At 70.6% G+C, this 11,748-nt stretch carries 9 protein-coding genes; 4 read left to right on the forward strand and 5 right to left on the reverse strand.

Features of this window, described 5'->3' with window-relative positions; genetic code table 11:
- The first annotated feature begins 66 nt into the window (after window positions 1-66).
- Window positions 67-1,176 (forward strand): tRNA 2-thiouridine(34) synthase MnmA, encoded by a 1,110-nt coding sequence (gene mnmA, locus CGR01S_RS03120; RefSeq protein ID WP_042422256.1) that lies wholly within the window; start codon window positions 67-69, stop codon window positions 1,174-1,176.
- 181 nt (window positions 1,177-1,357) lie between these two features.
- The gene (locus CGR01S_RS03125) at window positions 1,358-2,809 is read left to right on the forward strand and encodes a catalase (protein WP_042422258.1); all 1,452 of its coding nucleotides are present in this window, start codon (window positions 1,358-1,360) and stop codon (window positions 2,807-2,809) included.
- 126 nt (window positions 2,810-2,935) lie between these two features.
- Here CGR01S_RS03125 and ssb read toward each other — a convergent pair whose 3' ends face one another.
- On the reverse strand, window positions 2,936-3,484 hold the full coding sequence (ssb, locus tag CGR01S_RS03130; protein ID WP_042422260.1) for a single-stranded DNA-binding protein: 549 nt from the start codon (window positions 3,482-3,484) through the stop codon (window positions 2,936-2,938).
- Between the two features lie 150 nt (window positions 3,485-3,634).
- Window positions 3,635-4,819: an MFS transporter gene (locus tag CGR01S_RS03135; protein ID WP_042422261.1), complete on the reverse strand. Its 1,185-nt coding sequence runs from the start codon at window positions 4,817-4,819 to the stop codon at window positions 3,635-3,637.
- A 230-nt stretch (window positions 4,820-5,049) separates the two neighbouring features.
- On the opposite strand from CGR01S_RS03135, the gene uvrA reads away from it, so the two are divergent.
- Entirely contained in the window at window positions 5,050-8,052 is a 3,003-nt protein-coding gene (gene uvrA / locus CGR01S_RS03140; protein WP_439644720.1) for an excinuclease ABC subunit UvrA, read from the forward strand.
- Between the two features lie 58 nt (window positions 8,053-8,110).
- Here uvrA and CGR01S_RS03145 read toward each other — a convergent pair whose 3' ends face one another.
- On the reverse strand, window positions 8,111-9,121 hold the full coding sequence (locus CGR01S_RS03145; protein ID WP_245616744.1) for an alpha/beta hydrolase: 1,011 nt from the start codon (window positions 9,119-9,121) through the stop codon (window positions 8,111-8,113).
- A 142-nt stretch (window positions 9,122-9,263) separates the two neighbouring features.
- Entirely contained in the window at window positions 9,264-9,749 is a 486-nt protein-coding gene (locus CGR01S_RS03150; protein WP_042422268.1) for a glutathione peroxidase, read from the reverse strand.
- A gap of 180 nt (window positions 9,750-9,929) precedes the next feature.
- Between CGR01S_RS03150 and CGR01S_RS03155 the strand changes: the two genes are divergently transcribed.
- A complete protein-coding gene (locus CGR01S_RS03155; protein WP_042422270.1) occupies window positions 9,930-10,334 on the forward strand; it encodes a DUF2251 domain-containing protein in 405 nt (134 codons plus the stop codon).
- Window positions 10,335-10,388: 54 nt separating this feature from the next.
- On the opposite strand, the gene lplT is transcribed toward CGR01S_RS03155, so the two are convergent.
- The gene (gene lplT / locus CGR01S_RS03160; protein WP_042422273.1) at window positions 10,389-11,690 is read right to left on the reverse strand and encodes a lysophospholipid transporter LplT; all 1,302 of its coding nucleotides are present in this window, start codon (window positions 11,688-11,690) and stop codon (window positions 10,389-10,391) included.
- Between the last annotated feature and the right edge of the window lie 58 nt (window positions 11,691-11,748).

An 11,748-nucleotide genomic window follows, 5' to 3' on the forward strand; every position in this document is an offset into this window, starting at 1 on the left:
GGTACGGCACATCCCATCCATCATGCGCCGCAGGGATTGGCATTCGGGCCGCCGATAATCCGTGGCATGCACAAGCACCGCATCGTGGTGGGCCTGTCGGGCGGCGTCGATTCCGCCGTCACCGCCCATCTTCTTCAAGCGCAGGGTCACGAGGTCGTCGGCATCTTCATGAAGAACTGGGAAGATGACGACGACGATGAATACTGCTCCAGCCGCCAGGATTTCCTGGACGCCGCCAGCGTCGCCGACGTGCTCGGCATCGAGATCGAGCACGTGAACTTCGCTGCCGAGTACAAGGACCGGGTGTTCGCCGAATTCCTGCGCGAGTACCAGGCCGGGCGCACGCCCAACCCCGACGTGCTGTGCAACGCCGAGATCAAGTTCAAGGCCTTTCTGGACCACGCCATGCGCCTGGGGGCCGAGAAGATTGCCACCGGCCACTACGCGCGCGTGCGCCAGAACCCCGCCACGGGTCTGTTCGAGCTGCTCAAGGGGCTGGACCCGTCCAAGGACCAGAGCTACTTTCTGCACCGCCTGAACCAGGCGCAACTGTCCAAGACGCTGTTCCCCGTGGGCGAGCTGCACAAGACCGAGGTGCGGCGCATCGCCGCCGAGATCGGGCTGCCCAACGCCAGGAAGAAGGACTCCACGGGCATTTGCTTCATCGGCGAGCGGCCGTTCCGCGAGTTCCTCAACCGCTACATCTCCAAGGAGCCCGGCCCCATCCTCGATGACCGCGGCCGCAGGCTGGGCCAGCACGTGGGCCTGTCGTTCTACACCCTGGGCCAGCGCCAGGGCCTGGGCATAGGCGGCGTGAAGGAAAAAGGCGCGGCGCGCGGCGCGGGCGACCATGCGCCCTGGTTCGTGGCGCGCAAGGAACTGGCCACCAACACCCTGCGCGTGGTGCAGGGGCACGACCACCCCTGGCTGCTGGCGCACCGGCTGGAGGCGCAGGACGCCAGTTGGGTGGCGGGCACGCCGCCCGCGCCCGGCGCCTATGGCGCCAAGACGCGCTACCGCCAGCAGGACGCCGCCTGCCAGCTCCAGGCCGCGCCGGACGGCTTCGCGCTGCAGTTCCCCGAAGCGCAGTGGGCCGTCACGCCCGGCCAGAGCGCCGTGCTCTACGCCGGCGAGGTCTGCCTGGGCGGCGGCGTGATCGCCACGGCCCTGGACTGAGCGGCGCCCCCGGCCCGGCGCCGTCCGGGGCGCAGCCTGCGCGCGCCCATCGATCCGGGCAATCGGCGTCTTGCAAGCATTCAATGGGCAGCGTCTTGCCGTGGGAATGCGTCGGTTCAATAATCTTCTGGCCTTGAATAGCTTTTGTTTATTCAGGCGCCGCATTGCACAGGAGAACGCCATGACCCAACGCCTCACCACCGCCGCCGGAGCCCCGGTGGCCAACAACCAGGACGTGCAGACCGCCGGCCCGCGCGGCCCCATGCTGCTGCAGGACCTGTGGCACCTGGAGAAGCTCGCCCACTTCCACCGCGAGGTGATCCCCGAGCGCCGCATGCACGCCAAGGGCTCGGGCGCCTACGGCAGCTTCACCGTCACGGGCGACATCACGCGCTACACGCGCGCCAAGGTGTTCTCTGCCATCGGCAAGCAGACGCCGCTGTTCGTGCGCTTTTCCACCGTGGCGGGCGAGCGCGGCGCGGCCGATGCCGAGCGCGACATCCGCGGCTTTGCCGTGAAGATGTACACCGAAGAGGGCAACTGGGACCTGGTGGGCAACAACACGCCGGTGTTCTTCTTCCGCGACCCGCTCAAGTTCCCCGACCTGAACAAGGCCGTCAAGCGCGACCCGTACACCAACCTGCGCAGCGCCGAGAGCAACTGGGACTTCTGGACCGGCCTGCCCGAGGCGCTGCACCAGATCACCATCGTGATGAGCGACCGCGGCATCCCGCGCGACTACCGCCACATGCACGGCTTCGGCTCGCACACCTACAGCCTCATCAACCACGAGGGTGTGCGCCACTGGGTCAAGTTCCACTGGATCAGCCAGCAGGGCATCGCCAACCTGACCGACCAGGAGGCCGCGGAGCTGGTGGGCAGGGACCGCGAATCCTCGCAGCGCGACCTGCTCGAGGCCATCGACCGTGGCGACTTCCCCAAGTGGACGCTGTGCGTGCAGATCATGACCGAGGCGCAGGCGCAGACCTACCGCTTCCACCCCTTCGACCTGACCAAGGTGTGGAGCAAGAAGGACTTCCCGCTCATCGAGGTCGGCGTGATGGAGCTGGACCGCAACCCCGACAACTACTACGCCGAGGTCGAGCAGGCCGGGTTCGCGCCCTCCAACCTGGTGCCGGGCATCGGCCCCTCGCCCGACCGCATGCTGCAGTCGCGCCTGTTCGCCTATACCGACGCGGCGCGCTACCGCCTGGGCGTGAACCACCACCAGATCCCGGTGAATGCGCCGCGCTGCCCCGTGGCGCACTACCACCGCGACGGCGCCATGCGCGTGGACGGCAACTACGGCCGCACCATCGCCTACGAGCCCAACAGCCAGGGCGTGTGGCAGGAGCAGCCCCAGTACGCCGAGCCCGTGGAAAAACTCTACGGTGACGCCAGCCGCTGGGACTACCGCGCCGACGACAGCGACTACTTCACCCAGCCCGGCGACCTGTTCCGCCTGATGACCCCCGAGAAGCAGAGACTGCTGTGCGAGAACACGGCACGTGCCATCGCCGGGGTGTCGCAGCCCATCGTGGACCGGCACATCGCCCACTGCACCCAGGCCGATCCCGCCTATGGCCAGGGCGTGGCCGACGCCATTGCGCGGCAACGGGCCGGGAAGCTGTAGGCCGCCGCGCTGGGGTTTGAGGGTGTTTTTGGCCTCCAGCCCTTGCTCAGCAAGCGCTAGCAGCTATATTTTCAATAGCAAAAGGCGCCCGCGGGCGCCTTGTTGGCGGCACGGCAGCGGGCCCGCTCAGAACGGCACGTCGTCGTCCATGTCGTCAAAGCCCGAGGACGCGCGCGGTGCTGGCGCCGGGGCCGGTGCCGGGGCCGGTGCCGGGGCGGCGCGCGGCGCGGGCGCCGGGCGCGGTGCGGGCGCGGCGGCGCGGCGCGGGGCCTGGTCGAAGCCGTCGTCACCGTAGCCGCCGGCGTCGTACCCGCCGCCCTGGCCACCGCCCATGCCCTGGCGGCTGCCCAGCATCTGCATGGTGTCGGCGCGGATCTCGGTGCTGTAGCGCTCCTGGCCGCTTTGCGGGTCCGTCCACTTGCGCGTGCGCAGGCTGCCTTCCACGTAGACCTGCGAGCCCTTGCGCAGGTACTGGGCCACGATCTCGGCCAGGCGGCCGTTGAACACCACGCGGTGCCACTCGGTGGCTTCGCGCATCTCGCCGGTCTGCTTGTCCTTCCACTTGTCGGTGGTGGCGATGGTCACGTTGGCCACCTGGTCGCCGCTGGGGAAGGTGCGCATCTCGGGGTCGCGCCCCAGGTTGCCCACGATGATGACTTTGTTCACGGATGCCATAGGTAATGAGTCCTTTGCGGTAGCCCGGCAGTAAGGGGAGGGTTCCGGGCCAGATGAATAGAGACAACCCCTCCGAGGCTGCAGGTGTGCAGCATAGCGGCCTTGGTGCGCCTGCGCGCGGCGGCCGGTCAAAAAAAATGCTGCGAAAAGTCAGTGCGCCTGCGTGTCCCGGCCCACGGGCCGCAGCGGCCAGGTCAGCACCAGCCACAGGGCGGCCAGCAGCGCCGTGGCGCTGAACAGGCCTGGCGCGCCCGCCCATTTGGCCAGCAGCCCGCCCAGCGCGCCGCCGGCGAACAGGCCCACCGACTGCAGCGTGTTGTACGCGCCCAGCGCCGCGCCGCGCAGGGGCGCGGGCGCCATGCGCGAGACCAGGCTGGGCTGCGTGGCCTCCAGCATGTTGAAGCCGCAGAAGAACACGAACAGCAGCGCGCCCAGCACGCCCAGCGAGGGCGGGGCGCCGCTGGCGGCCACCGCGCCCAGGCCTGCCTGCACGGCCAGGATCATGCCGATGGCCAGCAGCAGCGCCGCGCGCAGGCGCCCGCGCCGCTCCATGGCAAACAGCCCGCCCATGGCGACGATGGACAGCACCACCGCCGGCAGGTAGATCTGCCAGTGCGCCTGGCGCTGCAGGCCGGCCTGCACCAGCATGGCGGGCACGGCCACCCACATGGACATCTGCACCGTGTGCAGCACGAATACGCCCAGGTTCAGGCGCAGCAGGTCGGGGTGGCGCCACACGTCGGCCACGCGGCCCGCGGGGGCGTCGGCGCGCCGCGCCGCCTCGGGCGGCACCACCCACAGCACCACGGCAATGCCGCCCAGCGTGAGCGCAAAGGTCAGGCCGAACAGCCCGTCCAGGCCGATATGGGCCGCCAGCAGCGGCCCGGCGATCAGGGCGATGGCAAACATCAGGCCGATGCTCATGCCCACCAGGGCCATGGCCTTGGTGCGCACGGCGTCGCGCGTCTGGTCGGCGATCAGGGCCGTCACGGCCGCCGACACCGCCCCCGCGCCCTGCAGGGCGCGCCCCACGAGCAGGCCCGTGAGCGTATCGGCCAGCGCGGCGATCAGGCTGCCCGCGGCAAACACCGCCAGCCCGGCGACGATCACGCGCTTGCGCCCGAAGCGGTCCGAGGCCATGCCCACCGGCAACTGGAAGAAGGCCTGCGTGAGCCCGTACATGCCCATGGCCAGCCCGACCAGGGCCGGGTCGTCGCCGCCCGGGTACTTGCGCGCCTCCAGCGCGAACACGGGCAGCACGAGGAACAGGCCCAGCATGCGCAGCGCAAAGATCAGCGCCAGGCTGATGCTGGAGCGCCGCTCCAGCGCCGTCATGCGGGTGGCGGGCGCGGCGGGGGCGGCGGAAGGGGGCAGGGCGGTATCCGTCACGGGCGGGGCGGGGGCTCGGGTAAAACCCCTATTTTCGTCCAAGGCGCCGTCTCCCGTCCGGGCGGGATGGGTATTGCACCGCTGCCTGCGCCGGGCGGGGCGGCCACACCGGCCCAGGGCTATCATGGATGGTTCCCCCCGAGCCGCCCCAGCCTGCCGTGACCTCCCCCGCCCCCATCGCCGACGAACCCAGCGGCGCCTACCTCGCCCAGGCCCTGCGCGAGCAGCGCATCAGCATCCGCGGCGCGCGCACGCACAACCTCAAGAACATCGACCTGGACATCCCGCGCAACCAGCTCGTGGTGATCACCGGGCTGTCGGGCTCGGGCAAGTCCAGCCTGGCGTTCGACACGCTCTACGCCGAGGGCCAGCGCCGCTATGTGGAAAGCCTCTCGGCCTACGCGCGCCAGTTCCTCGGGCGGCTGGACAAGCCCGACGTGGACCTCATCGAAGGCCTCTCGCCCGCCATCAGCATCGAGCAAAAGGCCGCCAGCCACAACCCGCGCTCCACCGTGGGCACGGTGACCGAGGTGCACGACTACCTGCGCCTCCTGTGGGCGCGCGCGGGCACGCCCTGGTGCCCGGACCACGGCCTGCCCCTGGCCGCGCAGACCGTGAGCCAGATGGTGGACGCCCTGCTCGCCCTGCCCGAGGACACGCGCCTCATGCTGCTGGCCCCCGTGGCGCGCGCGAGGAAGGGCGAGTTCACCGAGCTGTTCGCCCAGATGCAGGCGCTGGGCTATGTGCGCTTTCGCGTCGATGGGCAGATCTACGAGCACGGCAGCCTGCCGCCGCTCAAGAAGACCGAGAAGCACGACATCGACGTGGTCATCGACCGCGTCAAGGTGCGCCCGGGCCTGCAGCAGCGCCTGGCCGAGAGCGTCGAGGCGGTGCTGCGCGTGGGTGGGCACGAAGGCAATGGCCGCGTGCTCGCGCTGGAGATGGACACAGGGCGCGAGCACCTGTTCTCCAGCAAGTTCGCCTGCCCGCAGTGCAGCTACGCCCTGAGCGAGCTCGAACCGCGCCTGTTCTCGTTCAACTCGCCCACGGGTGCCTGCCCGGCCTGCGACGGCCTGGGCCAGCAGGACGTGTTCGACGCCGCGCGCGTCGTCGCCTTTCCCTCCCTGAGCCTGGCGAGCGGCGCCATCAAGGGCTGGGACCGGCGCAACGGCTACTACTTCGCGCTGCTGCAGAGCCTGGCGGCGCACTATGGCTTCGACATCGAGGCGCCCTTCGAGCAGTTGCCGCCGTCCGTGCAGCACACCGTGCTGCACGGCTCGGGCAGCGAGGACATCCCCTTCACCTACCTGCTCGACAGCGGCGCGCGCAAGGGCCAGGCCATCGTGCGCGCCCACCCCTTCGAGGGCATCCTGCCGAACATGGAGCGGCGCTACCGCGAAACCGACTCCAGCGTGGTGCGCGAGGACCTGGCGCGCTACCGCAGCACCCAGGCCTGTCCCGAGTGCGGGGGCGCGCGCCTGCGCCGCGAGGCGCGCCACGTGCGCGTGGGCGAGGGCGCGCAGGCGCGCGGCATCTACGAGGTCAGCCACATGACGCTGCAGGACGCGCAGGACTGGTTCGAGCGCCTGCAGCTTGCGGGCGCCAAGGCCGAGATCGCGGGCAAGGTGGTGCGCGAGATCGGCGCGCGGCTGCGCTTTCTCAACGACGTGGGCCTGTCCTACCTGAGCCTGGACCGCAGCGCCGAGACGCTCTCGGGCGGCGAGGCGCAGCGCATCCGCCTGGCCAGCCAGATCGGCTCGGGCCTCACAGGCGTGATGTACGTGCTCGACGAGCCCAGCATCGGCCTGCACCAGCGCGACAACGACCGCCTCATCGCCACGCTCACGCGCCTGCGCGACCTGGGCAACAGCGTCATCGTGGTCGAGCACGACGAGGACATGATCCGCGCCGCCGACCACTGCGTGGACATGGGCCCGGGCGCGGGCGTGCACGGCGGCCGCGTGATGGCCCAGGGCCACTGGCAGGAGCTGTGCGCCGTGCCCGCCTCGCTCACCGGCCAGTACCTCTCGGGCGCGCGCGCCATCGCCGTGCCGGCGCGGCGCACGCCCTGGCTGGCGGCCGTGGCGCCACCGGCGGCGCAGCCCGCGGCCCGGCCGCGCTTCCCGGCCAGCGGCGCGCGCGCCGCCCGCCCGGCCGCGCCCGAGGCGCAGGGCCCGCTGCAGGCCCTGCGCGTGCTCGGCGCCACGGGCAACAACCTGAAGAACGTCACCGTGGACATCCCCGTGGGCCTGTTCACCTGCGTCACCGGCGTCTCCGGCTCGGGCAAGAGCACGCTGGTCAACGACACGCTGCACAAGGCCGTGGCGCGCCAGCTCTACCGCGCGCACGACGAACCCGCGCCGCACCTGGGCGTGGAGGGCATGGACCATTTCGACAAGGTCATCAACGTCGATCAAAGCCCCATCGGCCGCACGCCGCGCAGCAACCCGGCCACCTACACCGGGCTGTTCACCCCCATCCGCGAGCTCATGGCCGAAACGACGGTGGCCCGCGAGCGCGGCTACGGTCCGGGGCGCTTTTCCTTCAACGTGGCGGGCGGGCGCTGCGAGGCCTGCCAGGGCGACGGCGTGGTGAAGGTGGAGATGCACTTCCTGCCCGACGTGTACGTGCCCTGCGACGTGTGCCACGGCCAGCGCTACAACCGCGAGACGCTGCAGGTGCAATGGAAGGGCAGGAACATCGCGCAGATCCTGGACCTCACGGTGGAAGACGCGCACGCCTTCTTCCAGGACGTGCCGACCATCGCGCGCAAGCTGCAGACGCTGCTGGACGTGGGCCTGTCCTACATCCGCCTGGGCCAGAGCGCGACCACGCTCTCGGGCGGCGAGGCGCAGCGCGTCAAGCTCGCCCAGGAGCTCTCCAAGCGCGACACCGGGCGCACGCTCTACATCCTCGACGAGCCCACCACCGGCCTGCACTTTGCCGACATCGACCTGCTGCTCCAGGTGCTGCACCAGTTGCGCGACGCGGGCAACACCATCGTGGTGATCGAGCACAACCTCGACGTCATCAAGACCGCCGACTGGCTCATCGACATGGGCCCCGAGGGCGGCGCGGGCGGCGGCACCGTGGTGGTGGCGGGCACGCCGGAGACGGTGGCGGCGCACGCGGCCAGCCACACGGGGCGTTACCTGCGCAGGTATTTAGGGCAAGAATAGGCCCTGTGGCTTGCCTGGCAAGCGCAGGCAGCTATCAAAATGAAAGCGCTGGCGCCCTTCAGCGCCCCAGGCGCTGCGCCACCTGCGCGTCCAGCGAGGCCATGAAGTCCTCCACCGCCTGCGTGTAGTTGCCCTCCAGGCCCAGGCGGGCGTTGATCTCGCCATGCGTGAGCGGCTGCGGCAGCACCTCCGCGCGGCCGCCCTGGCTGCGCACGTGGCGGGCCAGGGCCTGGGCCTGCAGGCAGGGCTGGTCGCGCCGCTCGGTGGAGCAGACCAGTTGCAGGGGCGCGGCGCCCGGCGTCCACTGGTGGTAGGGCGAGAGCGCCTGCCAGTAGGCCGGGTCGCTGCCGAAGGCCTCGTCGTACAGGCGCAGGTGCGGCGCGCGCATGAAGGTGGGCAGGTCCAGCACCGCGCTGTCGAGCGCCACGGCGCCCAGCCAGGGGCTGGCGCCCAGGCTGCGCGCCAGGGCTGGCCGGGCGTTGATGAGCGCCACCAGGTGCGCCCCGGCCGAGTGCCCCATGAGGATGAAGCGCTGTGCGTCCGCGCCCCAGGCGGCGGCCTGCTGCTGCGCGTGCGCCAGGGCCAGCGCCACGTCCTGCACCTGCTGCGCCACGGGTGTCTCGGGCAGCAGGCGGTAGTCCACCGAGACGAGCACCAGCCCGCGGCCTACCCAGCGTGCGACCTTGTTCTCCACGACCCGGCCCATGGCCTTGCCGCCATGGCGCCAGCCGCCGCCGTGCACCATGAAGATCACGGGCGCGCGCGCGCCGTCCGCCGCGGGCGCCGGGTGTGCGGGCAGGTAGACGTCCATGCGCTGGCGCGGGTCGGGGCCGTAGGGCTGGTCGGCCAGCAGGCGCACCCCGGCAGGCAGCGCGGCGGCAGGGCCTTGCAGGCGGGTCGCCAGGTGCTCACGCAGGCGCGCGCCCGGCCCGGGGCCGGCGGGCGCCTGGGCATAGGCCGCGGTCAGCGGGGCCAGGCCGGTGGCGGCCAGCAACAGGGCGGCGGCGCTGCGGCGCAGCAGCGGCATGGGGCCGCAATGGGAGAGTGAGGCGGGACAGGGGTGGTGCATGGCGCGGCTCCAGGGGGGCGGTGGCGCGACTGTGCACCCGGCATGTGTGCGCTGTGTGGCGCGCGCGTTGCCCGTGGTGACAAAACATGACAGGCGCACCGCCGGCGACGGCGTGCGCCGGGCCCTGCGCAGGCCGGGGTGCTCAGGCGGCGAGCGCGGCCTCGATGTCGCCCGCGAGCTTGGCAGGCGCGTCCTGCGGGGCGTAGCGGCGTACCACCTGGCCGTCCTTGCCGACCAGGAACTTGGTGAAGTTCCACTTGATGGCCTTGCTGCCCAGCAGGCCGGGGGCCTCGGCGCACAGCCAGCGGTACAGCGGGCTGGCCTCGGGGCCGTTGACCTCGGTCTTGGCCATCATCGGAAAGCTCACGCCGTAGTTGAGCTGGCAGAAGCTGGCGATCTCCGCGTTGCTGCCCGGGTCCTGGGCGCCGAACTGGTTGCACGGAAAGCCCAGCACCACCAGGCCTTCGCTGGCGTAGCGCTGGTGCAGCTCCTCCAGCCCGGCGAACTGCGGCGTGAAGCCGCAGGCGCTGGCGGTGTTGACGATGAGCAGCACCTGGCCCTCGTACTGGCGCAGCGAGACCGTGCGGCCGTCGATGGTCTGGGCGTCGAAGTCGTAAACCGTGGGCATGGCGGCGTCCCTGTGCTGTGGCAATGCCGCCATGCTAGGGCGCCGGGGCCGTGCGCGCCGGCCGGAGGGCGCATTCCAACACGCGGCGCCGGGATACTGCGCCGGGCGTGGTACCTTTGCGCCTGCGGCCCGTGCCGCCCGCTGCCGGCCTTTTCCGTCTTCTTTCCGTTTGCACGCACCATGCCCATCCATGTCGCCGCCATCCGGCAGATTTTCGTCGGCCAGCCCACCATCGTGGAGGGCACGGCCCCCCGGGGCCGGATCAGCGCCGTGTTCGAGGACGATGGCGACACCGGCTACTTCTACGCCGTGGACCACGAGGCCCGCGGGCAGACCATCCAGGATGCGGTGCACATCTACAACGTGCAGAGCGTGACCGACCGTGCCCAGCCAGCGACGGTGAAGATCGGCTGGTCGGGCGATGGCCGCAAGGCCGTGCTGCTCATCAACGAGCACCCGCATGCGGTATTCGACTTCGACGCCCAGCAGGGCTGGTGCCGCAGCGGCTACCCGCCACCGGGCGTGGGCCCGTGGTCGCAGCAGGGCCACGAGTGGAACGAGTCCTGCGTCACGCTTTTCCTGTGATTTTGGCCTCTGGCGCGCTTCCAGCAAGCGTCAGCAGCTACAAAAAACAGAGCGTCAGTGGTGCACGTCCTGGCGGGCGATGCGCAGCAGCTCGTCCAGCTCGTCGCGGTGGCGGCGGCAGTTGTACGCGTGCCAGCGCTGGATCAGCCACATGGCGCTGGCCACGACCAGACCAAAGGCGGTGATGGCGCCGAACGCCGACAGCCCCAGGCGCGTGGACAGGCTGTAGAACGCCCCCAGGCCCAGGATGGCCGCCTGCTCGTTGAAGTTCTGCACGGCGATCGAGCGCCCCGCGCCCATGAGGTTGTGGCCGCGGTGCTGCAAGAGCGCGTTCATGGGCACGACCAGAAAGCCCCCCAGGCCGCCGAGCAGGATCAGGAAGGGCACGGCCAGCCACAGGCGGTCGATGAAGTTCATGAGGATCACGAGCAGGCCCATGGCGATGCCCAGGGGCATGACGCGCGTGGCCATGTCCAGGCGCATGTGCATGGAAGCGGCCACGGCGCCCACGGCCGTTCCTATGGCCACCACGCCCACCAGGGCCGAGGCCTGCGTGGTGCTGTAGCCCAGGGCGGCGGCGCTCCAGGCGAGCACGATGTAGCGCAGATTGCCCGACACGCCCCAGAACAGCGTGGTCGTGGACAGCGAGATCTGCCCCAGCCGGTCGCGCCACAGGCGCCGGTTGCAGCGCCAGAAGTCGGGCAGCAGCGAGAGCGCGTTGGCCAGGCTGCTGCGTGTGGCGTCCTGCCGCAGCGGGCGCATGGCCACGCCCGTGTGCGGGATGCGCAGATTGATCCAGGCCGCCAGCCCGTAGACCAGCATCAGGGCCAGGATGGCCGCTTCGGCGGGGCTCTCCACCAGCGCGACGCCGGGCAGGTCGATGGCCAGCAGGTACTGCGAGAGCACCGGCCCCACGAGCTGGCCGCCCAGCAGCACGCCCAGGATGATGGAGGCAATGGTCAGGCCCTCGATCCAGCCGTTGGCCTTGACGAGCTGCGAGGGCGGCAGCAGTTCGGTCAGGATGCCGTACTTGGCCGGCGAATAGGCCGCCGCACCCAGGCCCACCACGGCGTAGGCCGCCAGGGGGTGCGAGCCGAACAGCATCAGCAGGCAGCCAACCATCTTGATGGCATTGCTGATGAACATGACCCGGCCCTTGGGCAGCGCGTCGGCAAACGCGCCCACGAAGGGCGCCAGCACCACGTAGAACAGGGCGAACATGGGCACCAGGGCGGCGCGCTGCCATTCGGCGGCGCCGCCGGTGCGCAGCAATTCGACGGCTGCCACGAAGAGCGCATTGTCGGCCAGCGAGCTGAAGAACTGCGCCGACATGATGGTGTAGAAACCGCGCTTCATCGATAGGCAGGGACAGACATCAGCGGTGCTGATGGCGGATTAATTCGGGGGGCCGGAC

The sequence above is a fragment of the Comamonas granuli NBRC 101663 genome (assembly GCF_000739995.1).
Taxonomy (GTDB): Bacteria; Pseudomonadota; Gammaproteobacteria; order Burkholderiales; family Burkholderiaceae_C; genus Simplicispira; species Simplicispira granuli.